The organism is Methylobacterium sp. 092160098-2, from assembly GCF_028920805.1.
GTDB lineage: Bacteria > Pseudomonadota > Alphaproteobacteria > Rhizobiales > Beijerinckiaceae > Methylobacterium > Methylobacterium fujisawaense.
The window spans coordinates 329567-351435 of record NZ_JAQPZJ010000001.1 but is presented as its reverse complement, the minus strand read 5'-3'; the positions used below and the strand labels follow the sequence as shown (position 1 = coordinate 351435).

Here is a 21869-nt window from a genome sequence, read left to right as displayed (position 1 = left end):
AGCTGAGTTTTGAATACGATCGTTATTGCACCGCATCAATATTTGCGGCATTGCACGAGGGCCCATGCCGGCCGCGTGACAGTACTCCTAAAATGCAGACCGGCGCTGCTGAAAAACTCTTCGGTCCACGATCAGAAAAATTGCGCGGTGTCAGCGCCGCGGACGAGGATCGGCTCGAGCCTGACCGCATGTGCTCCCCCGCACGCGGTTTCCGCGGTTCGCGTGCGCGGCCTCACCGCGGGGTCCCTGGATCCGGTGTCTCTCTCCATCACGCAGGGAGGCGATCATGAATCGAGATCCGAGAGACCGAAACAGCCAACGCGAGGGCAGGGGCCGCCCTTCCGATCCGACCAGGGGCGCCGAGGCCGGCGCACGCGAGGCCGTCGTGGCCGCCTGGCGGCGGGCGCTCTGCAGGATGCGCGAACGGCGGGCCGCGCAGGATCGGACCGATCCCAGCGGCTGAGCCACGGGCACAAGCGTGCAGGCCACACCCACCGCCGACGTTGCCCGAATGGTGACGGGACCGACCCCTTTTTCCCTACTTTGCGCGGCGCCGCGCAGGCGGCACAGCGGGCCTGACGGATGAGGAGTGCATAGGCCGATGGACGACGACGTCGCAGACGGTACGGACGGCGGCGACGCGAGTTCAGACGCGGCCCGGGAGGCGAACGGGATCGCCTTCCTGCTGGCGAGCGCGGCCTATCTGACCCTCGCGGACGCACATCTCCGGAGGGAAGGTCCGGAAGGCCTCGCCCTGATGGACGAGATCGAGGATCGGATCACGGAGGCGCTGCAGAGTTTCGTCGACGAGACGTCCTACGAGGATGCCCGCCCGGATATCCTTCTGCATGCAACACGCAAGGTTCGGGCCCTGCTCGAGGCCGGACGCTCCCTTTCACCGGAGATGCGGCGGTTTCAGTAAGCCGCTCCTCCGGCGCGGCAGGCCTGTTCCGATGCGGCTCGATGGCCGGGTCGCGATTGCCCCGAGAAGCCGATAGCGTCCGCTTCCCGACTTGTCGGTCGGGATCCTGGCACCTCCGCCCGCGGGGGTCTCGCTGGATCATCGAGACGCCGAGCCTTGCCGCCTCAGCGGATGCCGCCGTCGCTCAGGCGATACCAGGCGATGATCGCCGACACGTACAGTCTGTGGAGGGCGTGAAGCGGCAGCGGCGCGATCGGAGTGAGCGGGAGCGGCAGGTTGTCGGCATCGCCGGTGGCGATGTAGGCGGCCATCGCACGACCCATTGCCGACTGGAGGCCGACGCCCCGGCCCTGACAGCCGATATCGATGAGGAGGCCGGGTGCCGGCTCGTGGAGATGGGGCAGGTAGTCCCGGGTGATCGCGACGCGGCCGCACCAGCGGTGGTCGAAGGCGGTCCCGTCGAGCTGCGGGAACAGCTTGCCGACGATCCGTTCGAGATGGGCCCAGTCGGCAGGACTCCGCGGCTCCCGGAACGGACCGCGGCCGCCCATCAGCAGGCGACCGGTATGGTCCAGCCGGAAGTAGAGCAGGAGCTTGCGCGTGTCCGACGAGACATGGCCTTCGGGCAAGATCGAGCGCCGCAGGTTGTCGGAGAGCGGCACCGTGGCGACCTGGAAGGAGTTCGCCGCGATCACGGTCCGCGCGAGGTCCGGCCAGAGGCCGCCCGTGTAGCCGTTGGTGCACAGAACGACCCGTTCGGCATTCAGCCGGGCCCCCTGGGCCGTCGTGACCGTCCAGCCCGATCCCGTCCGTTCGAGAGAGGTCACCGGCGATGCGCCGTGAATCGACGCTCCGGCCTTCAGGGCCGCCCGGGCGAGGCCGCGGGCATAACTCAAGGGCTGGATCGCGCCACCGCGTCCGTCGAGCCAGCCGCCGCGATAGCGACCGGTCCCGAGGAGCTGTTCGGCCTCGGCCTTGTCGAGGACGCGGGTCGGCGCGCCGAGATCGGCCCATTGCGCCGCCCGTCGCTCGACTTCGGCGAGCCCCGTCTCGGTATGGGCACCCTGAATCCAGCCGGCACGCCGGTGCGGCACGTCCATCCCGTGCCGGGCAATCAGGTCGAACACCACGTCGGCGGTTCCGCCAGCGAAGCGTGCGAGCCGCTCGCCGCGCTCTCGCCCGAACCGGGCGAGGAGATCCGCGGGATCGTATTTCAGGCCCGGGATCACCTGGCCGCCGTTGCGACCGGACCCGCCATAGCCGACCTCCCGCGCCTCCAGAACCACCGGGCGGATGCCGCGCTCGGCCAAGTGCAGGGCGGTGGACAGGCCGCAGAATCCGCCGCCGACGATCACCACGTCGGCCGTGCCGGATTCGGCGAGCGGCGGTGTGTCCGGCGCGGGCGCCGCCGTTGTGGCCCAGAGCGAGGGGGCGAGGGGGAACGGTTCGGCCACGGCCTTGTCCTAAAGCGGGTGCAGCACACGCTGCAGGAAATCCTGCGTGCGCGGGTTCTGCGGACGGTTCAGGATCTCGGCGGCGGGTCCCTGCTCGACGAGCCGGCCGCCATCGAGGAACAGCACCCGGTCGGCGACCTCCCGGGCGAAGCCGATCTCGTGGGTCACGACGATCATCGTCATGCCCTCGTCGGCGAGCCCGCGCATCACCCGCAGCACGTCGCCGACGAGTTCGGGATCGAGGGCCGAAGTCGGCTCGTCGAACAGGATCGCCTCCGGACGCATGGCGAGCGCCCGGGCGATCGCGACGCGCTGCTGCTGGCCGCCGGAGAGTTCGTCCGGCCGGGCGTGCTCCTTGCCGGAGAGACCGACCCGCGCGAGGAGCGCCCGGGCGCGCTCCTCGGCCTCCGCACGGGGTTCGCCCTTGACGTGGATCGGACCCTCGACGACGTTCTCGAGGGCGGTCCGGTTGGCGAACAGGTTGAATCGCTGGAAGACCATGGAGACCCGGGTCCGGATCGCCTTGATGCTGCGCTTGTCCCGGTCGACCCGCTGACCGTCGACGCGGATCTCGCCGCCGTCATAGGCTTCCAGGCCGTTGATGCAGCGCAACAGGGTCGACTTGCCGGACCCCGAGGGTCCGATGATGCACACCACCTCGCCCTTGGTGACTTCGGCCGAGACGCCCTTGATCACCTCCAGGGTGCCGTAGTGCTTCCGCACGTCCTTCAGCACGATCATCGATGCCGCCCCTTGGCCTCGAGATGCCGGACCAGAAGGATGAGCGGCAGGCTGAGCGCGAGGTACATCAGCGCCACCATCGTGTAGACGCTGGTATTCTTGAAGGTCGACGACGCGATCAGCTTCCCCTGGAGTGCCAATTCCGCCACCGTGATGGTGGAGGCCTGGGACGAATCCTTGAGCATCATGATCATGATGTTGCCGTAGGGCGGCAGTGCGATCCGGATCGCCTGCGGCAGGATCACCCGCCGCATCGTCATGCCCCAGCCCATGCCGATCGACAGCGCCGCCTCGACCTGGCCGCGATCCACCGCCTCGATGCCGGCGCGGAAATTCTCCGCCTGGTAGGCCGAATAGGCGATGCCGAGCCCGATGATCGCCGCCTGCACCGCGGTCAGCGACAGGCCGAAATCGGGCATGACGAAGTAGATGTAGAACAGCTGCACGATGATCGGGATGCCGCGCAGGATGTTGATCATCACCGCGCTGAAGCCCGCCAGCACGGCGATGCCGGAGACGCGCATCACCGCCCAGACCAAGCCGAGGAGCGTCGAGACCACCAGGGAGGCGAGGGTGATCAGGACGGTCAGTTGCACGCCCTGCAGCAGGATCGGCAGGTATTCCTGAGCATCGGCGAGGAACTCGCGCATGGAGCTCAGGACCGGTCGGCCGATGGCGGCAGGCCCCATTTGGTGAGAATCGCCTGGAGCGTCCCGTCGGCCTTCAGCTTGGCGAGCGCCTTGTCGATCTTGGCCAGCAAGTCCGCGTCGGTCTTGCGCACGCTGAGGCCCACCGAGGCCACCACGGTCGGCTTGAAGGTCTCGACCAGGCGGACGCCGGGGAACGCTCCCTGCTTCACGTAGTAGGCCAGGATCGGCGCATCGGCGAAGCCGGCCTTCAGCCGTCCGGAGTTCACGTCCCGAATGATGTCGGGGATCGTATCGTAGATCTTCACCTCGCCGAACAGGCCGGATTTCTTCAGCGGCTCGACGAAGGCGGTGCCGACCTGGGCGCCCACGGTCTCGCCCTTCAGGTCAGCGAAGGACATGTAATCCTTCGTGTCGGCCTTCGGGACGATCAGCCCCTCACCGTAGCTGTAGACCGGCGCCGAGAACGCCACGACTTCCTTGCGCTGCGGCGTGATGAACATCGCCGCCGAGATGATGTCGATCTTCGAGGCGGTGAGCGCCGGGATCAGCGTCGAGAATTGCAGCGGCTCGACCGCCACGGTGAAGCCCGCCTCTTTGCCGACCGCGTTGACGAGGTCGACCATCACGCCCTGGATGGTGTTCGTCTTGGTATCCAGGAAGGTGAACGGCAGGCCTGTCGGCGTCGCACCGACCTTCAGGGATTGGGCGCCGACCGCGCTCCCCAGGATTCCCAGGAGCAGCGTCGACGACAGACACAGCCCGGCCAACCGTCTTCTCATCCTGCCGCTCCCATCATGACCGGATTGCGCGACGAGAGCCGCCGCCCGATTTCATTCTCGTGAAGAATACCGCACGTTTCCAATATCGACGCAAGGGACTTTCACGTGCATGAAGAGACACGCGAGAGGCAGGTTGGTGCGACGGTGAGCATTCCCCAAGGCGACGCAACGGGTCCGGAACCGGTCGACCGGGCCGTGGGTCAGCGCCTGCGCGGCCTCCGGCGCGCCAGGGGGCTCTCCCTCGAGGCGATCGCATCCAGCACCGGTCTCTCGATCGGGTTCATCAGTCAGGTCGAACGGGGTCTGTCGTCGCCCTCGCTCCGGGTCCTGGCGCTCCTCGCGGACACGCTGCAGATCGGTATCGGCGGCCTCTTCGAGCCCAGCCCGGACGAGCCCGATCCGGACCCGATCGTGGTGTTCCGGAAGGACCGGCCGGAACTTCAGCTCTGGAGGGCCGGCATCACCAAGCAGTTGCTGACCCCGCCCGGCGGCACGCACGGGATGAGCCTCTTCCACATGGTGCTGAGGCCGGGGGCGAGCACCGGCGACGAGCCGTTCAGCCACGAGGGCGAGGAGGCCGGCCTCGTTCTGGAGGGGCGCCTGACCCTGGTCGTCGAGGCGCGGACCCTTCGACTCGCGGAAGGCGACAGCTTCCGCTTCGAGAGCCGGCGACCACACCGGTTCAGCAATCCCGACCCGCATGGCCAAACCATCGTGCTGTGGGTCAATGTCCTCGGACCGATGCCGGCCGGATCGCCTTAGCGGAACGCAGGGCCACCGACAGGCAGGGCCATGCTGGCCCCCGGAGTGACCGGAACCCGTTCAGTTGCTGATCCGGACGGATGCCACCGCGGTGGAGAACAGCTTGAGCATGGCGGCGGTGATGTCACCCCCGGACGCAACGGGGAAGTACAGCCCGTCCGACGCGCAGGACCGCAGCGCTGGACCGATCTGGCCCTCATAGGGTCTGACGTACCGATTGTAGAAGTCGTTGTCGTAGATCGGCAGGTATTGCGTATAGATGATGCCGATCCGCACGTTTTTGCTCTTCAGCGCATTGCATGTCGATGGGCTGAAAGGGCCGATGAAGCGGTCGCTCTGGATTTGAAAGCCGGCGCTCTGGTTCGTGACGCTGCCACCGGTATCCTCGACCCCGTCGGTGACCAGGAACAGAAAGCGGATCGGAGAGGACGCCGTGATGCCGGTCCCGCTCGCCGGGATCGTGGTATTCATCACCGCGATGGCGCGCTCGAAATCCGTCTGGTTGTCCGACTGGTTGTAATACGCGTACGCGATGTCGATGTTCGGCGCCGCAGCCTTGATCTGGCTCAGGGTCGGCGTCATCGCCTGGAGCCGGGTCTGCGTCGTGGAATCGTTGAACGTCCACATTTCCATTTGATACTGCTGCGACAGCGACATGCTTGCGTTCGCCTGATCGACCAGTGCCGACACGGCGTCACGCAGGACCTGAATGCGCAGCTTGATGTTGTTCCTCAGCGCCACGTGATAGAAGTCGGCTTGACTATCCCCTGTGACGCGACCTTTATTGTCGTAGGTGTGCTGATGACACGCGAAGGCACAGCCGCCTGTCGCGATCTTCATGTTGGCGACATCGGTGTCGGTCGCCGCCAGCCCCATCGACGGCGAATTGTCGAGCAACAGGTAGAAATTGATATATTGGAACATGTTGCGGGTGCTGGACGAGCTCCCGTTGATGTTCATGACCGGCACCTGCATCAACGATGAGATCGTCGTCTTCACCGTGGCCGTATAGCTCGCTGCCAAGCTGAGTGTGGCCGAGTTGCTGACGGGTGTTCCCGGGTTGAAGGAGGTCACGGTGACGCCCGGAACCTTTGCGGCCTCCGCTCGGAACTGCGTCTCCATGTTCAGCAGGCTGGTCGATGAGATCGAATTCGTCTTCTGCGAGATCACCGCCAGGACGGCGCCGTCGAGGGCCGCGTCGAGCTGTGCCTTGGCGGCGTTGCGTCGACCGTAATCCACCGCCGCCCCCGTGGCGAACAGCACCGGCAGCATCACGAGGGCGAAGGTGATCGCGACCTGGCCGGATCGCGAGCGCGCACACGTGCGGACGCAGCGCGTGAGGAGGCGGCTCATTCCGGCTGGAACAGCGGACATGTTGGGCCCCCGTCGCGCTAGTTGAAGATCGGGCAAGCCACGCCGCCCGGCATGATGATCTCGCTCGCGGTGCGCTCCGACCACGGGATCTGCCGCGTGAAGGTCAGGCCGCGGCTGCCGAAGATCCAGCGGTAGAGGGCGCTGCCGATGATCGGCGTATAGGTCATCGTCACCTCGCCGAGGATGTAGCGGGCGCCGTCGAACTGATAGACGGCCGGCGTCGGGGGCAACCCGTTGGTCCCGTTGCGCTGCTGCGCCGGCCGCTTGGTCGCGTTCTGGGCCCAGCTGGAGCAGACCCCGCCATAGAGCGTGCCCGAGACCGACTCGACCCCCATGGCGTTGACGACGATCTGCAGATTCGAGGCATCGAGGGGACGCAGGATCGCGGTCGCGGCGCCCGCGATCGTCGCCATGGCTTCGACCGTCGGACTCGGATTGTCCGCGCGTCCCGACAGATCACTCAGCGTGCGCGCGAACAGCGTCAGCTTGCGGTTCGCGTCGACCAGGCGCGTGAGTTCCGCGGTGGCAAAATACAGGATGATGAGGAGGGGCAACACGAACGCGAACTCGACCGCGGCGATCCCGCGCTCGTCGCATCGGTAGCGCGCGAGACGTTCCAGAATCCGGCGCATCAGGAGCACACGGACTGGGTTGTGTACGGTTCGACCTTGAAGACCGTCGCCGCCTGAATCACCCGACGCCTGTTGGGCAGGCTCGGCGTCGCCGCACCGAGCAGCGGGAAGAAGATCGGGACGTCCACGGCCGCCTGCACGATCACGATCGCGGAGGCGCCCGCGCAGGAATAGCTGGGGAAGCTCGCGTTCCAGTCGCTGGCGCCGCTGGCATTGGTCGCCACGGGCGAGACCGGGTTGGCGGCCGCGTAGCTGCTGGCCTGCGTGACGCTGACCCGGACATTGGCGCAGTTGAAGATCGTCACCCGCGGGGTGCCGTTCGACTGCGTGCAGATCGCCGTCCGGAACCGGCTCATCAGGGTCGCAGGATCGGTGGTGCCGGTGTTCGCGGTCTGAAAGGAGCCCGTATAGATCTGCCGGCCAGCATCGGACACTGCCTGCTGGAGGATCTCCTGCTCCCAGAAGACGATCCCGTTCTCCAGGCAGGCCCCGATCAGCGCGAAGAACGGAAGAGCCACGAGGGCGAACTCCACGGCAGTCGCACCCCCGCGCGCCCGCACGAAGCGCGCCGCCTGCGCTCGTCCATCAAGCCAGCGAACCACCGTTCGGATTTCCGTGCTCAATACCCAGCCTTCGACCGGACCACGCCGCTAGAAGAGCATCAAAAGCTTACTTTTTTTTCGCGCAGCATTGTTCAAAATCGATCCATTCGGAATGCTGTCACTTAACATGCAATTGCAAATTTAACCGTCACGTCCACCTCAAGTTGAAAGAACTGGCAGAGATTCCACGAGGCTTGCGACGGCGCCCCGGATCGCTGCCGCTTGTCAGATCAGCAGATCACCGTTGCACGCCCTCGAAGACGCCGCTGATGAGTCGGCGGAGATCGAATTGACCGATCGTCCGGGTCGAAGCGCAAAATCATGAAATCTTTAAGTCATCAATCGTACGATACGCTGACGAGACACGGAAACAATCGGCATTAAGCCCAGCTTAAGACATGGTCGATAGTTTCGGCGCCTAAATTAAAGCGCATGGTGATCGTCGATCATGGCCCGTGCTGTACCGGACGTCGTTTCCATCGAAGAGGGTGTCGGGCTCCTGCGGAGCCAGCTCGTGTCGATCTCGGACGCGATCGCGCGGACGCGCCAGGAAATCGCAGACCTTCGACAGGAGCAGGAGACCAGTCGCGCCTGCGACGAGCTCCACGCCGTCGTACAAGGCACGGAAGACGCCACGAACGCGATTCTGACGGCGTCGGAGACCGTCGATGGGCTGGCCCGCGGGATCGTGAGGCGTTCGGAACACCCTGCGACCCGGGCCGACGCGGAGGCCATTCAGGCCGAGATGCAAACCATCTTCGAGGCGTGCAACTTCCAGGATCTGACCGGGCAGCGGATCTCGAAGGTCGTGCGCACGATCGTCCTCGTGGAGGAGCGGATCGGCGAGATGCTGCGCGTCTGGTCGGCGTCCGACGATGGCCCGGCACGGCCCAACCTGCCGCACGACAGACGCAGCGGCGAGGCGGCCCTGCTGAATGGCCCCGTGCTACCCGGCGACGCCTCGGTCTCGCAGGACACGGTTGACGCAATGTTCCCGTAGGCCGCGATCAGAGAGCGTGCCGATGGGCCGTATCCTTCTGATCACGGACGATCCCGTACGCAGCCTGGGCTTGCAGGGGGACCTGTCCGATGGTCTGTCTTGCGAGATCCACGACCTCCGCGCCGCGGCGGCGCCGGTCGGCACACCGACCGCGATCGTCACTGACGTCCTCGATCTCGGTACGGCATCCGTCGAGCGTCTGCGGCGCCTCCTGGTGCAGATCCGGCACGGGGTACCCCTGGTCGTCCTTTTGCCGACCGATAGCCCGCGCACCCGGCTCGTCGGCGTCGCGCTCGGTGCGACGCACACGCTGTGCGCCCCCATCGACATCGATCACCTGCGGGATCGGCTCGGCGCGCAGCGGCCGCCGTCACCCGTCGCGGCGCATGTCGAGGAGCCGGTGCCCGCCTGCGCGGTCCGGATGGCGGCAGAGGTGCGCGGGTTCTACGCATCGGTCTTTGTGGCGGATCAGCCGATCACACCCGCTGTCATCGACAACGGCACCCAGGCCATCGACGTCGCGATCCGGGATACGGGGATCCGCGACTGGATCCGGGCGGTGCGCCAATTCGACGATGCCACGCACCAGCACTGCCTGCTGGTGGCCGGGCTGGCGGCAGCCTTCGCGACAAGGCTCGGCCTCGGCGTGCAGGAGCGTCACCGGGTCACCAAAGCGGCCCTGCTGCACGATGTCGGCAAGATCCACATCCCGGCCGCGATCCTCAACAAGCCGGGCCGGCTCGACGACACCGAGATGGCCGTGATGCGGCTGCATCCGGAAAAGGGATACAGCATGCTCGCCGAGCAGGGCTTCGAGCAGCAGATGCTTCTGGTGGTCCGGTCGCATCACGAATTGCTCGACGGTTCGGGCTATCCGGACCGGCTCAAGGGACGCGACATCCCCGACCTCGTCCGGCTCGTCACCGTCTGCGACATCCACGCGGCCCTGATCGAGCAGAGGCCCTATAGGGCGCCCATGGCGAGCGAGGCAGCATACGCGATTCTGGAGGGCATGGCCGGCCGGCTCGATCCTGCGATCGTCGGCGCGTTCCGGCCGGTCGTCGCCGCCTTCGCGCCCCAGGCCCTCGCGCAGGGCTGACGGCCGGGGATCGGCCCTTGGAGTCCCGGCACAGCCGCCCGCCGGTCTGCGCGGGCTGATCGCAGATCGCTTGTCTAGGATGTGGCCGTCGCGAGCCGCACCCGCGGCCCGCGACGGCCGCGGCTCACTCGGCGGCCTGCAGGGCCGGCGTGTGGCCGGCCGGTCGGGTGGTTTGGCCGGCAAGGGCCGCCGCGAGCTTGTCCTCGTCGACCTCGTTCTCCCAGCGCGCCACCACGATGCAGGCCACGGCGTTGCCGATGAAGTTCGTGAGCGCCCGGCACTCGGACATGAAGCGGTCCACGCCCAGGATCAGCGCCATTCCGACCACCGGCACGGAGGGCACCACCGCCAGCGTCGCCGCCAGCGTGATGAAGCCCGAGCCGGTCACGCCCGCCGCGCCCTTGGAGGACAGCATGGCCACGAGGAGCAGAAGGGCCTGTTCGCCGAAGCTCAGGGGCGTATCGGTCGCCTGGGCGATGAACAGGGCCGCCATCGTCATGTAGATGTTGGTGCCGTCGAGGTTGAACGAGTAGCCCGTGGGCACGACGAGGCCGACGACCGGCTTGGAGCAGCCGGCCCGCTCCATCTTCTCCAGCAGCGAGGGAAGCGCCGACTCGGACGAGGACGTGCCGAGCACGAGGAGCAGCTCCTCCTTGATGTAGCGGATGAGCCGGATGATCGAGAAGCCGTTGTAGCGGGCCACCGCCCCGAGCACGACCAGCACGAAGATCGTCGAGGTCAGGTAGAACGCGCCGACGAGATAGGCGAGGTTGGCGAGCGAGCTGATGCCGTACTTGCCGATCGTGAAGGCCATCGCGCCGAAGGCGCCCACGGGGGCGACCTTCATGATGATGTTGACGACGCCGAAGATCGCCTCGGACAGCACCTTGATGATGTCCAGGACCGGCTTGCCGCGGTCGCCCAGGAAGGCGAGGCCGAAGCCGAACAGCACCGAGAAGAACAGCACCTGCAGGATCTCGCCGCCCGCGAAGGCGCCGACCGCCGTCGTGGGGATGATGTTCATCAGGAAGTCGACGATGCTCTGCTCCTTCGCCTTGCCGGCGTAGGTGGCGATCGCCTTCGGATCGAGCGACTTCGGGTCGATGTGCAGGCCGTTGCCCGGCTGGAGCACGTTGGCGACGATGAGGCCGACGATCAACGCCAGCGTCGAGAACGTCAGGAAGTAGATCAGCGCCTTGCCGCCGACGCGTCCGACCTTCTCCAGGTTGGTCATGCCGGCGATGCCGGAGACGACGGTGAGAAAGATGACCGGGGCGATGATCATCTTGACGAGCTTGATGAAGGCGTCGCCGAGCGGCTTCATCTCGGCACCGAGCTGCGGATAGAAGTGGCCGAGCAGGATGCCGATCGCGACGGCGACCAGGACCTGGAAGTACAGCGTCCGGTACAGCGGCTTCGGTTTGGCGGGCGGATGCGGGGCGGTGAGTGGTGACGGCACGGCAGCCATGGGGCGTTCTCCCTGTCGATAGCTTCGGTTTGGGCGGCTGGCGTCGAAATGGTCCGACGCTGTCCGCGCTTGCTCTTGGCCGTTTGGCTGGCAGCCGTTCCCTGACGACATGGCTGCGTTACGTGGCGGGAATGGCAACCGGCATGCCATCGAAAGGCGGCGTGTTGCATTTCTTCATTTCATTGAAAGGAAACGGTTTTTTACGGCCGTTGCGCGATCGCCGGATCGGTTCCCGTGCGGATTTCCGCACGCCTCGGGCCGAAGCGTTCCGGCTTTCCGCACGGGTTGGAGCCCGTTGATCCGCTCGGCGGCCCCCGAAAGCGGAGCCCGGACGCCGGACGGAACGCCGTCGCGGCGGGGTCTCGCGATTCTTCTCGGGCTCTGCGCAGTCCTGGCGGCGACGTGGCTCGCAGGCCGCACCGCAGAACGCTGGGCCCTGTCGGATCTGCGGCGGGCCGCCCGCTCGGCCATCGGGCTTCAGGTCGGCGTGCTGCTGGCCGAGATGCAGAAGCAGGCCTCGCTGCCGCTTGCACTCGCCACCGACCCCGAAGTCGTCGCCGCACTCGGGCCGGATCCGGGCCGCGGCCTTCTGGATCGCGTCGACAGGCGGCTCGCACAGGTCGCGGCCGCCACCGGCTCGGCTGTCATCTACGTGATCGGCGCCGATGGGCTCACGGTCGCAGCCAGCAATGCCGGGAGCGACCGCAGCTTCGTTGGACAGGATTACGGTTTCCGTCCCTATTTCAAGCAGGCCCTGGCCGGCGGCGCCGGATCGCAATTCGCCCTCGGCACGGTCAGCAGCCGGCCCGGCCTGTACCTCGCGCGGCGCGTCGGCGCTGGCGCCGGGGTCGTCGTGGTGAAGGTGGAGTTCGACACGGTCGAGGCGGCGTGGCGCGCGGCCCACGAGGTGACCTTCGTCACCGATGCCCGGGGCATCGTCCTCGTCACCAGCGAGCCGGGGTGGCGTTTCGATACCCTCGACGCCATCGATGCCGCCGAGCGTGCCCGGATCGAGGCGGGGCAGGAATTCGGGGCGGCGTCCCTCAAGCGGCTGCCGCTGCATCCGATCGCCGGCAAGCCGGACGCCGTCCGCGTCGCCCGGGGGGCACTGCCGGCCTGGACCGCGATCCTGTCGCAGGCCCCCGTGCCCGGGACGGACTGGCGGTTGCATACGCTGACACCGGTCGGCACCGCCGTCGAGCGCGAGCGGCTTCAGGCCTGGATCATCGCGGCGCTGGCCACGGCGCTCGTCGGGTATGGGCTCTTCGCCCTGGCCGACCGCGGCCGCCGGACGCGGACCCGGCTGGCGGAGGCCGCTGCGCGCCGGGCGGAGCTTGAAACCCGGGTCGAGGCGCGGACACGCGCGCTGCGCGAGACCAACGCGCAGTTGCGCGACGAGATCGCGGAGCGACAGCGCGGCGAGGCCGAGCGCGAGCGCCTCGGCCGCGAATTGGCGCAGGCCGGCCGGCTGGCGGCCCTGGGCCAGTTCGCGGCCAGCATGGCGCACGAGATCAACCAGCCGTTGGCGGCGATCCGCTCCTACGCCGACAACACCGCGATCCTCATCCGCCGCGGGCGATCCGACGACGCGGCCGAGAACGCGGCCGCCATCGGCCGGCTCACCGACCGCATCGCGGGCCTCACCCGGCAGCTCAAGGGCTTCGCCCGCCGCGCCTCGCCGCGACGCGAGCCGGTGGTGCTGCGCGACGTGGTGGCGAACGCCTTGGAACTCGTCACTGCGCGCGCGGCGGCCCTCGACGTCCCGCTCGCGGCAGACCGGCCCGACCCGGATCTGCGCGTGCTCGGAGACGGTCCGCGGCTGGAGCAGGTTCTGGTCAATCTGCTCCAGAACGCCCTCGACGCGGTGGCGGGCCGACCGGACGCCCGCGTCGGACTGCACCTTCGCTCCGACGGTGGCGAGCGCATCGCGGTCGAAGTGGCCGATACCGGGCCCGGCATTCCCGACGCCCTACGCAGCCAGGTCTTCGACGCGTTCTTCACGACCAAGGCGGATGGCCTTGGTCTGGGTCTCGCCATCGCCCGTGGGATCGTGGAGGATTGCGGCGGCAACCTGATCCTGGCGGGCGACGCGGACGCCGGCACGGTCTTCCGGATGGAGCTGCTCCGGGCGACGGAGAAGAGTCCGGGCGTGGACAAGCCCTTGGGAGCAACACCGTGAGCGGATCGGCGGACGCGGAGGCGGCGACCGAGCGCGTCGTCTTCATCGACGACGAGGCGGAGGTTCGCCGGGCCAATTGCCAAAGCCTGGAACTGGAGGGATTTGCCGTCGAGGCTTTCGCCGCGGCGGAGGCGGCTCTGGCGGCGATTCTGGCCGCGCCTCCCGGCGTGGTAGTCACCGACGTGCGGCTGCCCGGACTCGACGGCGTCGGACTGCTGGCGCGCCTGCGCCGGGTGGATCCGGACCTGCCTGTCATCCTGATCACCGGCCACGGCGACATCCGCATGGCTGTGGCCGCCATGCAGGGCGGCGCCTACGACTTTCTGGCCAAGCCCTATCCCGCGGAAGCGCTCGTCGCCTCCGTGCGCCGGGCGCTGGAGCGGCGGCGGCTCGTGATGGAGAACCGGGCGCTGCGGGCGCGGCTCGACGCGGCGGTCGAGGAGGATCCGGCGTTCCTCGGGATCTCCCCGGAGATCGTGAGCCTGCGCGCCCTCGTGCGCGAGGTGGCGCAGGCCGATGTCGATGTGCTCGTCTTCGGTGAGACGGGATCCGGCAAGGAGGTGGTGGCGAGCGCCCTGCACCGCTGGAGCCGGCGCTCCGGGCGGAATCTTGTGGCGATGAATTGCGGGGCGTTGCCGGACAGCGTCGTCGAGAGTGAATTGTTCGGCCACGAGGCCGGGGCCTTCACCGGGGCGCTGAAGCGCCGGATCGGTCGGATCGAGCACGCACAGGGTGGAACGCTCTTCCTCGACGAGATCGAGAGCATGCCGCTGCCGCTGCAGGTCAAGCTGCTTCGGGTGCTTCAGGAGCGCACCGTGGAACCGCTGGGCACGAACGAGGTGCGGCCGGTCGACATGCGGGTCGTCGCTGCCACGAAGGTGGATCTCGGGCAGGCGGCCGCTCAGGGCACCTTCCGGGACGACCTCCATCACCGCCTCAACGTCATCACGATCGCGATCCCGCCCCTGCGCGACCGGGGCGAGGACGTGATGCTGCTCTTCCAGCACTTCCTGCGCCGCGCCGCCGAGCGGTTCGGACGGCCGGTGCCGCCGGTCACGCCGTCCATCCGCGATCATCTGCGCCGTCACCCCTGGCCGGGCAATGTCCGCGAACTCGGCCATTTCGCCGAGCGTTGCGCCCTCGGGCTCGGAGCCGTGCCGCAATCCGCCACTGAGGCGGCGGCCGGCAGCCTCACCGATCAGGTGGATCGTTTCGAGCGGCAGTTGATCCGCGACGAGTTGATCATGGCCGGCGGCGATGTCCGGGCCGCCGCCGAGGCGCTCGGACTGCCCCGCAAGACGCTTTACGACAAGATGGCGCGTCACGGCCTGACGCCGGGCGACTTTCGCTAGGGGCGCCCGTTCGACCTGTTGCCCGGACCGAAGGGCGCGACCGACGCGTGTGGCGCCGCGGTCCGGGCAAGCTACCGAAAAGGGGTAAGCGGACAAGTGCGGAAACGGCTTAGCGTGGCGGACGGATCAGCCTCGCCGAGCCGCCTATGCCGCGTTATTTCATCGATCTGCACGACGGAACCGACATCGTCCGCGACAGAGACGGCTACGATCTGCCGAGCCTTGAGGCCGCCCGGTCTCAGGCCGTGAAGATCATGACACGTATCGCGCAGGGATTCTCCGACGCGCCCGGCCGGCAGGACTACATGGCGGCTGTCCGCGACGAGATGGGGGTGGTGCGGATGCGCCTGCGCGTATCGCTCGATGCGGACCCCGTCGGCTGACGCCGCAGCAGCCACTGCGGGCGTACGCGGTCAGAAGCGCCCCGACGCAATACCGGTAATTCGGACCGGGCCGAGGGAGAGGCGACTGCAGGGCCGCTGCATGGGCAGCGGATGCCCCGACGCCAAAGGACTATCTTTATCGCGCTCGAAAGCGCAGAGTGAGACCATCATCGGATCGACTGATCCAGGCGCCGGTGACTGAGGGCCTGCGCCCCCGCCTGCAATGGACAGGCGTGCTTGGCAAACATCCCGTCAGTTTCAGGACGGTTCCGCTCTCATCAGGTGCGCCAAGCCTATCGGCTGCATCGGCCTGCATCCGAGCGTGGGGTGCTGACGCTTCGTTCCTATACCGGGTACGGCGCGCTTGACGGCCCAACGGAGATTCGACCGCTTGCCATCCGGCCGTCCGACAGATCCCGGAGCCGGTCCTATTCTGCCTCCGACCGTGACGCGGAGCGCGATCATGGCAACCGAATCGAGCCGCGGGCCCAGCGAGTCAAAGAAAGCGGAGGAGCCGCCGGTGACCGTAACAGGGCGGCTCCGTCGATTGTGGGCCTCGCCGAGCCCCGCGGTCGTGGCTGACACGATGGCGGAAATCGGGAGATGAAACTCGTGGTCGAGCCGTACTCAGCACCGCCTTGCCCGGTGATGCAAAGATTGATCAGGATGGTTGCACGTTCATCGCAGCTGCCTGGTCTTCAGGAGCGTGGGTGGCTGATCGATCAGCTCACGGACCTCGAAGCCGAAGGTATTGCCACAGATGCGCATCGGCGCACCCTGGACGCGATCCGGGCGACGCGGCTGAAGCTTCGCATCGAGAGCCTTTTACCGATGGCTTCGGCCTAGAACAGGCACTGATCTATCCGCAGACGGTCGCATGCGCGGCCATTCAGGACTGCTCTTCAAGCGCCCGTCGAACCGGGGAGGGCGGATACCGAGCCGGATACCCGGATCCGCGAGACGGCGCGACAGCACCGAGCATCGCTCAACGGCCCTTAAGTCAGGAGGACGAAATGCACGTCATGCGCTGGTTGACCAGCAAAATCATCGGTCTTTTCCTTGGCGAAACTCAGAGTCGCAGGGCGAATACGATGTCCAAAGAGCGCGAAGCCGGCACCTTCGAAGGCGGGTATTCCACAAAATCCCGACAGTTCGAAAGCGATTACAATGCAGCAACGCAAATGCTCAAGCTGCGGATCGATGAGCGCTTTCCGGACAGCTACTATGCCAGGCTGAGTTCCGACAGAAACAGCTCTTACGATTATGGTCAGGATCGCGCGCTGGCGATCGACACCATATCGACGGCCATCGCCATGGCCCTGCGCGGCGGTGCTTCCGTGGAACAAGCCGCGGCCGCTGGGGCGGCGAGTGTGAGGATCTAAAGGCAGCGTGCAGCTTCGTTCGGGTAACCGGGGACCCGGATTGGGAATCCATGGCGCGGTCGGTATGGAAACCGCCGCCTAGCTTCGCGCCGCTGATTTGCACCGCCAAAATCTTCTGCGCCGCGTGTCAAACATCCTGCATTTTGACTTAGTGCTTGTGATTATCTCTCCGATGCCGTACAGATGATAAATCGACTTTTGGCCAGATATTCGGCCGCATCGCCTCAACAGGGCGAGCGCTCTGCATCTCTCCCATTTTCGAAAATTCGCGACCGAGCGCGTGCATGGCGTGCGCTCGACCTATTTAACTACCTATAACGATATGGAATACCTATGAGCATCGGCACCGTTAAGTGGTTCAACGACACCAAGGGCTTCGGCTTCATCCAGCCGGATGACGGCGGCAAGGACGTATTCGTGCACATCTCCGCCGTCGAGCGTGCCGGCATGCAGGGTCTGACCGAAGGCCAGAAGGTCTCCTACGAAATGGAAACCGATCGCCGCAGCGGCAAGCAGTCCGCCGGCAGCCTCCAGGCCGTCTGAGCCACACTCCGTCTTCCAAGACGCGTCTCGAAGCCGTTCCCCCGGGGGCGGCTTCATCTGTATTTCGCAGCCAAAGCTTAGCTCTGGCGCGCACAAGGAATATTCGTGGGACCATACAAAGCAAGTCAGCTTGTTGACCATCTGGCGGCGATCGCCAAGTCGCGACAGGACACCCTGGCCCGGTTCCGGGCCCGCCCGTCAGCCGACGATCCGGCCCTTCGCGCCCGGCAGGCAGCCCGCCAGGCTGTGGTCGCGGCGCGGACTGCACGCAACACCGAGCGTGTGGTCGCCCGCCTCGCCGACGAAGCCGCACGCGAGGCTGAGAGTCTCGCTGCCAGCGCGCAGGCCGAAGCCGACCGGATTCGGTTGGTGGCCGAGGCAGCGGCTTTGCAGACGGCCCGCGCCGCTGAGCAGAAGGCCGCCCGCGACGCGCGCTTCGCCGCTCGCAAGGCCAGAGCCCGCCGGTAAGCCGGTCGCTCCCCGCTCAGCGCTTCTTTGGAGGACGAAACATGTCTCACAAGTTCAAGATCGGCCAGCACGTGCGGCAGCTGGGGACCAGCTATACGGGCAACAAGGGCATCGTCGACGGCCTGTTCGAAGTGGTCCGGCTGACGCCGGATGACCGCTCCGGCGAACCCACCTACCGAATCCGGTCCGACGGCGGTGAGCGCGCGGCACGGGAAGGCGAACTCGTTCCGGCCTCTTGATCCATCCGGCCCGACCGGGCTTCCGCATGGCCGTTGAGTGCTGCAACGCTGCGGGGGGCGATCGGGCCAGAGAAGAACGCCCTGAGGGAACGCTGCTGAAGCCGCCGCGGCTGCGGCCGCGATCGACGCGGCGAGCCGAGCGCCACTCTCAGGACCGACAGGGACGATGATCCGTCCCGGCCACGCCTGCCGCGACGCAAGCCGCGGGAGATTGGCGGCCACACGGTGCCATCATCGGTGCGCCGCGCGAACTGCTGCGAGCAGAGCTTAGGCGTCCGGTCTTGTTTCTTTAAACGATCGGCAAAGCTGCGACGATTGTTTCGAGCAGGGCATCTCGGATGCTCTGCCATGCCCGTAACGATCGTCCGTCGCGACAGCACAAGCGATCGAGATTGCGATGCACAGGCGCGCATCCTCTCGCTCGGCCTTCGGCTGCCCGTCGGCTCACGGCGAGTGTTCCCGCGCGGGAACCGGGTCCCGGAGCCAAACCATCATCGATCGCTGCTGCGAACCCGACATGTTCAAACGTGAGGATGTTTCATGCCCCCGGCCGGCACCCATTCCCCCGAGGCGGCCATGATCGAGCCCAATCAGACCGCCTATATCCTCAAGGTGACGCGCCCCGACGAGGCGGAACTATCCGGTTCCTTGGTAATGTTCTACGCCGTGATCACGACCTCCGAGGACGAGGCGCTTGCGGTCGTGCGCCAGGCCGTGAAAGCGGATGCGGTGGTCGAGCCAACGGGCGTCCGCCTCGCTCAACAGACGGCCAGCGCCCTCAACCTGGAGGCGGGTCTCGCAAGAGCACTCTGACGCGTCTTCCAGGGCTGCCCCGGTCCTCGAGCGGGATCTCGTGTCGCCAGCCCGGCGGTGCGGCGACAGGCAGTGAACGGGGAACCTCCGCCATGGATATCGACCGCTTGGCAGAAACCGAGCGCGTGCTTGCGGTCACCGACCGTCTCTGGCGTGCCGAGATGCATCGGGTCTTCGGTCCCGACGCGGTGCTGCTCCACGGCTTCGGGGAGGACCGTCGGGGCGCGCCTGGAACACGCCTGCGGTCGACCTTCGAAGACAGACGCAGCGCGATCGCGGCTTGGCGGCGGGTGAGGAGTCCGGCGCCTTCGTGCGCCTTTACGGGCAGGCCGGTCGTCCCGGGAGCCTGACGCCCCTCATCGCAGAGCGGCGATGACCGTCCGCGCGAAAATCGGACACCGGGCCCTTTTGATGCGCGTTCCGGATGTGCAACGCAGCCGCCGCGGATCTCCGAACTGGCGAAACCCGCGCTCAGCCGCCCTCCGATAGTCGTCCCACCGTCGACACCCTGCGTTGGGAGTGGCGTTTTGGCTTCGGACGGCGCATAGCTTCGGCATCCCTCCGCGCAATCCCGTGCCCTGGGCGACGAAGCGGAGGCCGAGATGGCACGCGAATTTACGACCGGCAAAGCGCAGGCTGTTACGCCCGAGGACTTCAACGAGCGCGTCAAGCGTCTTTTCGCCGACAAGCCCGACCCGCGAAAGGCCGAGCCGAAGGGCAAAAACTACAAGTCGAACAATCCGTTCACAAAGAGCTGAGACCGAGCGCCCCGGGATAATTGCAGACGGGCCGCTATGAACTTGCGGCGCGTCGGGGATCCTGATCTGGGCATGACGCCGACGAAATCGGTGATTGTCCTGCTGCCGGACTGGTGCAGGCAAGTCTGATCGACGCGAGCTCGGTTCTCCAGCTCGACCGGGCCAGGCTCGCCGAGCGTCTACGACGCCGCGTTGCGTCGTAGACGGGCCCGATATCATCGAAGACGTCCACCTGCGCCTCGTCCCGCATGCAATGGGTCCGCGCCGGACCGTCCGCTCGGCGCGGACACGTTCAGCGCCGCGCCCCTTCAAGCGACCGACCGACGGCCCCGACGCGCATTCCGTGGGCTTTTCATCCGGCCTCACCGAACCGCTGAGGCCTCGCAGCTTCAGACTCCTCGGGTCAGGCCGGACGGACAATCTGTTGAAGCTGCGCATTTAGCCAAGAGCGTCCTCGAACGTGCTCGACGCCGCCGCAAGGTCGGTGAGCAGGCGCGGAATGGTCGTGGTCGCGTCCGCCGCGTAGACGGCGAAGAATTCCACCAGCGGCCCCTCCGGGCAGGTCTCCAAAACCCGCAGGGCGCCGGATGCGATCTCCGCCCGGTAGCATTGGATCGGGAGAAGGCTGACGCCCACGCCGGCCTGCGTCAGGGAGGCGACGGCGCCCATGCTGTTGCAGAGATCGACGACGCGCGGCGCGTCGCCCCGTTCGTTGAGCCAATGCTCCACGGTTCGATGATGGAAGCTGTTCTTGCCGAGCGACAGGATGCGGATCGCCCGGAAGTCCGCAGGCTCGATTCTGCGGTTCGGAAGATCGAGGCCGCGGCCCGCCATCCAGGCGAAGCGCACCTGCCCGAGGGAGCGCGTGGCGAGGTGCGGGTCGAAGCGCGTGCCCGGCATCAGCGCCATGTCGATCTCGCCATTCGCCATCAGGGTCTGGAGGTCGGCCGTCAGGGCGACCTGCAATTCCAGGGTCAGGCGCGGATAGGATCGATGGATGAGGTCCACGAAATGCGGGAGCCACGTCACTGCGACCAGTTCGGCGACGCCGAGCCGGACGAGGCCGGACAGGGCGTCGCCGCTGCCGACCCGCGTCCGAATTTCAGCGCAGGCTGCGATGGCGCGCTCGGCATAGACCTGCAGTTCCCGGCCTTTGGCGGTCAGCCGGACCCGCCGCTGCGAGCGGTCGAAGAGGGAGACACCAAGATCCAGCTCCAGGTCCTGGATCCGGGCCGAGATCGTCGACGGCGTCGCGTTCAGACGGTCCGCGGCGGCCGTAAAGCTTCCGCACCGCGCGATCTCGAGGAAGGTCTCGAGCTGTTTGATGTTCACGACCGAGCAGCCTTGATGACCGTGTAGCCTCTTCGGGATCTACGGGGAGAGAGCCCGCCAATCAGGAGGCGCGGGACGAGCCGGATCAGGCCTAGCAACCTGATCCCAGTCCTGCAAAATATCGATCGGGCGTCAACGATGACACGATGGTTCGACATTTTCGAACGTTTGCCTGCGGAATAATTCGCTTTTTTCGTGTCCTGCCAGCGCTATCGTATCGGTCGTCGAGATGATCGCCGGTCAGAGCAACCGCTCCACCGCTTGCCCGGCCCGTCGCGTGGATTGCGGGACCGGCCGAATGCTGCGCGCGCCGTGACCGCAGGAAGGATGTGTTGTGATGATCCCGTCCCAGAGCATATCGGGAGATCAGTTCAAGTCGGTGATGCGGCGGTTCGCGGCCTCCGTGAACGTCATCACCTCTGCCGACGGGGCTGTGATGAACGGCATGACCGCTACCGCCGTCTGCAGCGTCTCGGCCGATCCGCCGAGCCTGCTCGTCATCGTCAACAAGTCGAACCGCTCGCATCCGGTGATCAGTCGATCCGGCACCTTCGCCGTCAACGTGTTGTCGAGCGATCAGGAGGAGCTGGCCGGGCACTTCGCCGCCAAGAAGCCGGATCCGTTCGCCGACATCGACCATCGGATCGGCCAGACCGGCTGTCCCCTGATCCGCGACGCCGACGCGACGCTCGAATGCGCCGTCGTGCAGGAGACGGATTTCGGCACGCATACGATCTTCATCGGGCGCATCGTGACCTGCGCGGTCGCGAGCAAGTCTCCGCTCCTCTACCACGAGGGTCGCTTCTGCCGTCTGGAGGACATGGCCCTGCACTACGCCTGACGGCGACCCGATCCTCTCCCGACGCAGCCGGCCCGTGACGCCAACAGGAACCGGCCGGAGAGCAGTGTGGCCCCAAAAGGATCTGCACCAAGAAAA

Annotated in this window: 25 protein-coding genes; 16 read left to right on the top strand and 9 right to left on the bottom strand. The window is 66.7% G+C overall.

Annotated features, from left to right (window positions below):
- Positions 1 to 601 precede the first annotated feature (601 nt).
- Complete coding sequence (locus tag PQI07_RS01645) at positions 602 to 922, top strand: hypothetical protein (protein WP_043386257.1); 321 nt, start codon at positions 602 to 604, stop codon at positions 920 to 922.
- Positions 923 to 1086: 164 nt separating this feature from the next.
- Here the strand turns inward: PQI07_RS01645 and PQI07_RS01640 are convergent, their stop codons facing one another.
- From PQI07_RS01640 to PQI07_RS01625, 4 genes are read right to left on the bottom strand one after another with little or no spacing between them, the layout of a single operon-like run.
- Complete coding sequence (locus PQI07_RS01640; protein WP_274925934.1) at positions 1087 to 2376, bottom strand: NAD(P)/FAD-dependent oxidoreductase; 1290 nt, start codon at positions 2374 to 2376, stop codon at positions 1087 to 1089.
- A gap of 9 nt (positions 2377 to 2385) precedes the next feature.
- Complete coding sequence (locus tag PQI07_RS01635) at positions 2386 to 3117, bottom strand: amino acid ABC transporter ATP-binding protein (RefSeq protein WP_043386251.1); 732 nt, start codon at positions 3115 to 3117, stop codon at positions 2386 to 2388.
- Positions 3114 to 3767 (bottom strand): amino acid ABC transporter permease, encoded by a 654-nt coding sequence (locus PQI07_RS01630; protein WP_043346657.1) that lies wholly within the window; start codon positions 3765 to 3767, stop codon positions 3114 to 3116. The genes PQI07_RS01635 and PQI07_RS01630 overlap by 4 nt, the downstream gene beginning before the upstream one ends.
- Positions 3768 to 3772: 5 nt before the next feature.
- Complete coding sequence (locus tag PQI07_RS01625) at positions 3773 to 4546, bottom strand: ABC transporter substrate-binding protein (protein ID WP_043386249.1); 774 nt, start codon at positions 4544 to 4546, stop codon at positions 3773 to 3775.
- 144 nt (positions 4547 to 4690) lie between these two features.
- Here PQI07_RS01625 and PQI07_RS01620 point away from each other — a divergent pair, with 144 nt between their 5' ends.
- Positions 4691 to 5308, top strand: a complete 618-nt coding sequence (locus PQI07_RS01620) for a cupin domain-containing protein (protein ID WP_274925933.1) — start codon at positions 4691 to 4693, stop codon at positions 5306 to 5308.
- Between the two features lie 60 nt (positions 5309 to 5368).
- On the opposite strand, the gene PQI07_RS01615 is transcribed toward PQI07_RS01620, so the two are convergent.
- From PQI07_RS01615 to PQI07_RS01605, 3 genes are read right to left on the bottom strand one after another with little or no spacing between them, the layout of a single operon-like run.
- Positions 5369 to 6661 (bottom strand): TadE/TadG family type IV pilus assembly protein, encoded by a 1293-nt coding sequence (locus tag PQI07_RS01615; RefSeq protein WP_274925932.1) that lies wholly within the window; start codon positions 6659 to 6661, stop codon positions 5369 to 5371.
- Positions 6662 to 6699: 38 nt separating this feature from the next.
- Positions 6700 to 7314: a TadE/TadG family type IV pilus assembly protein gene (locus PQI07_RS01610; protein WP_274925931.1), complete on the bottom strand. Its 615-nt coding sequence runs from the start codon at positions 7312 to 7314 to the stop codon at positions 6700 to 6702.
- The gene (locus PQI07_RS01605; protein ID WP_091955289.1) at positions 7314 to 7916 is read right to left on the bottom strand and encodes a TadE/TadG family type IV pilus assembly protein; all 603 of its coding nucleotides are present in this window, start codon (positions 7914 to 7916) and stop codon (positions 7314 to 7316) included. Before PQI07_RS01605 ends, PQI07_RS01610 begins: the two co-directional genes overlap by 1 nt.
- Positions 7917 to 8364: 448 nt before the next feature.
- On the opposite strand from PQI07_RS01605, the gene PQI07_RS01600 reads away from it, so the two are divergent.
- On the top strand, positions 8365 to 8916 hold the full coding sequence (locus PQI07_RS01600; protein WP_043755281.1) for a protein phosphatase CheZ: 552 nt from the start codon (positions 8365 to 8367) through the stop codon (positions 8914 to 8916).
- A gap of 22 nt (positions 8917 to 8938) precedes the next feature.
- The gene (locus PQI07_RS01595; protein WP_274925930.1) at positions 8939 to 10015 is read left to right on the top strand and encodes an HD-GYP domain-containing protein; all 1077 of its coding nucleotides are present in this window, start codon (positions 8939 to 8941) and stop codon (positions 10013 to 10015) included.
- A gap of 124 nt (positions 10016 to 10139) precedes the next feature.
- Here the strand turns inward: PQI07_RS01595 and PQI07_RS01590 are convergent, their stop codons facing one another.
- Positions 10140 to 11483, bottom strand: a complete 1344-nt coding sequence (locus PQI07_RS01590) for a dicarboxylate/amino acid:cation symporter (RefSeq protein WP_043346633.1) — start codon at positions 11481 to 11483, stop codon at positions 10140 to 10142.
- 29 nt (positions 11484 to 11512) lie between these two features.
- Between PQI07_RS01590 and PQI07_RS01585 the strand changes: the two genes are divergently transcribed.
- The 11 genes from PQI07_RS01585 (at position 11513) to PQI07_RS01535 (ending at position 19600) form a co-directional block, all read left to right on the top strand.
- Positions 11513 to 11782, top strand: coding sequence for a hypothetical protein (locus PQI07_RS01585; protein ID WP_274925929.1), 270 nt, complete (start codon positions 11513 to 11515; stop codon positions 11780 to 11782).
- Entirely contained in the window at positions 11779 to 13662 is a 1884-nt protein-coding gene (locus PQI07_RS01580) for an ATP-binding protein (protein ID WP_274925928.1), read from the top strand. The genes PQI07_RS01585 and PQI07_RS01580 overlap by 4 nt, the downstream gene beginning before the upstream one ends.
- Positions 13659 to 15014, top strand: coding sequence for a sigma-54-dependent transcriptional regulator (locus PQI07_RS01575; protein WP_274925927.1), 1356 nt, complete (start codon positions 13659 to 13661; stop codon positions 15012 to 15014). The genes PQI07_RS01580 and PQI07_RS01575 overlap by 4 nt, the downstream gene beginning before the upstream one ends.
- Positions 15015 to 15160: 146 nt before the next feature.
- Positions 15161 to 15397 carry a DUF6894 family protein gene (locus PQI07_RS01570; protein ID WP_043346619.1) on the top strand — a complete coding sequence of 79 codons (237 nt, stop codon included), beginning with the start codon at positions 15161 to 15163 and terminating at the stop codon, positions 15395 to 15397.
- A gap of 603 nt (positions 15398 to 16000) precedes the next feature.
- Entirely contained in the window at positions 16001 to 16243 is a 243-nt protein-coding gene (locus tag PQI07_RS01565; RefSeq protein ID WP_274925926.1) for a hypothetical protein, read from the top strand.
- A gap of 167 nt (positions 16244 to 16410) precedes the next feature.
- Entirely contained in the window at positions 16411 to 16779 is a 369-nt protein-coding gene (locus PQI07_RS01560) for a hypothetical protein (protein WP_274925925.1), read from the top strand.
- Positions 16780 to 17112: 333 nt separating this feature from the next.
- Entirely contained in the window at positions 17113 to 17322 is a 210-nt protein-coding gene (locus PQI07_RS01555) for a cold-shock protein (RefSeq protein ID WP_043346616.1), read from the top strand.
- Positions 17323 to 17427: 105 nt separating this feature from the next.
- Positions 17428 to 17790, top strand: a complete 363-nt coding sequence (locus tag PQI07_RS01550) for a DUF6481 family protein (RefSeq protein ID WP_043755289.1) — start codon at positions 17428 to 17430, stop codon at positions 17788 to 17790.
- Positions 17791 to 17831: 41 nt separating this feature from the next.
- Entirely contained in the window at positions 17832 to 18029 is a 198-nt protein-coding gene (locus PQI07_RS01545; RefSeq protein ID WP_043346614.1) for a hypothetical protein, read from the top strand.
- Between the two features lie 576 nt (positions 18030 to 18605).
- On the top strand, positions 18606 to 18842 hold the full coding sequence (locus tag PQI07_RS01540) for a hypothetical protein (RefSeq protein ID WP_051044647.1): 237 nt from the start codon (positions 18606 to 18608) through the stop codon (positions 18840 to 18842).
- 602 nt (positions 18843 to 19444) lie between these two features.
- Entirely contained in the window at positions 19445 to 19600 is a 156-nt protein-coding gene (locus PQI07_RS01535) for a hypothetical protein (RefSeq protein ID WP_164706323.1), read from the top strand.
- Between the two features lie 438 nt (positions 19601 to 20038).
- On the opposite strand, the gene PQI07_RS01530 is transcribed toward PQI07_RS01535, so the two are convergent.
- Complete coding sequence (locus PQI07_RS01530) at positions 20039 to 20932, bottom strand: LysR family transcriptional regulator (protein ID WP_043346609.1); 894 nt, start codon at positions 20930 to 20932, stop codon at positions 20039 to 20041.
- Positions 20933 to 21269: 337 nt separating this feature from the next.
- Here PQI07_RS01530 and PQI07_RS01525 point away from each other — a divergent pair, with 337 nt between their 5' ends.
- Positions 21270 to 21773: a flavin reductase family protein gene (locus tag PQI07_RS01525; protein ID WP_043346606.1), complete on the top strand. Its 504-nt coding sequence runs from the start codon at positions 21270 to 21272 to the stop codon at positions 21771 to 21773.
- The last annotated feature ends 96 nt before the right edge of the window (positions 21774 to 21869 follow it).

Coding starts and splice junctions, on each gene's coding strand:
- PQI07_RS01645 (WP_043386257.1), top strand. CDS start 602: ATGGACGACGACGTCGCAGACGGTACGGACGGCGGCGACGCGAGTTCA.
- PQI07_RS01635 (WP_043386251.1), bottom strand. CDS start 3,117: ATGATCGTGCTGAAGGACGTGCGGAAGCACTACGGCACCCTGGAGGTG.
- PQI07_RS01630 (WP_043346657.1), bottom strand. CDS start 3,767: ATGCGCGAGTTCCTCGCCGATGCTCAGGAATACCTGCCGATCCTGCTG.
- PQI07_RS01625 (WP_043386249.1), bottom strand. CDS start 4,546: ATGAGAAGACGGTTGGCCGGGCTGTGTCTGTCGTCGACGCTGCTCCTG.
- PQI07_RS01615 (WP_274925932.1), bottom strand. CDS start 6,661: ATGAGCCGCCTCCTCACGCGCTGCGTCCGCACGTGTGCGCGCTCGCGA.
- PQI07_RS01610 (WP_274925931.1), bottom strand. CDS start 7,314: ATGCGCCGGATTCTGGAACGTCTCGCGCGCTACCGATGCGACGAGCGC.
- PQI07_RS01600 (WP_043755281.1), top strand. CDS start 8,365: ATGGCCCGTGCTGTACCGGACGTCGTTTCCATCGAAGAGGGTGTCGGG.
- PQI07_RS01595 (WP_274925930.1), top strand. CDS start 8,939: ATGGGCCGTATCCTTCTGATCACGGACGATCCCGTACGCAGCCTGGGC.
- PQI07_RS01590 (WP_043346633.1), bottom strand. CDS start 11,483: ATGGCTGCCGTGCCGTCACCACTCACCGCCCCGCATCCGCCCGCCAAA.
- PQI07_RS01570 (WP_043346619.1), top strand. CDS start 15,161: ATGCCGCGTTATTTCATCGATCTGCACGACGGAACCGACATCGTCCGC.
- PQI07_RS01565 (WP_274925926.1), top strand. CDS start 16,001: ATGAAACTCGTGGTCGAGCCGTACTCAGCACCGCCTTGCCCGGTGATG.
- PQI07_RS01560 (WP_274925925.1), top strand. CDS start 16,411: ATGCACGTCATGCGCTGGTTGACCAGCAAAATCATCGGTCTTTTCCTT.
- PQI07_RS01555 (WP_043346616.1), top strand. CDS start 17,113: ATGAGCATCGGCACCGTTAAGTGGTTCAACGACACCAAGGGCTTCGGC.
- PQI07_RS01545 (WP_043346614.1), top strand. CDS start 17,832: ATGTCTCACAAGTTCAAGATCGGCCAGCACGTGCGGCAGCTGGGGACC.
- PQI07_RS01540 (WP_051044647.1), top strand. CDS start 18,606: ATGATCGAGCCCAATCAGACCGCCTATATCCTCAAGGTGACGCGCCCC.
- PQI07_RS01535 (WP_164706323.1), top strand. CDS start 19,445: ATGGCACGCGAATTTACGACCGGCAAAGCGCAGGCTGTTACGCCCGAG.
- PQI07_RS01525 (WP_043346606.1), top strand. CDS start 21,270: ATGATCCCGTCCCAGAGCATATCGGGAGATCAGTTCAAGTCGGTGATG.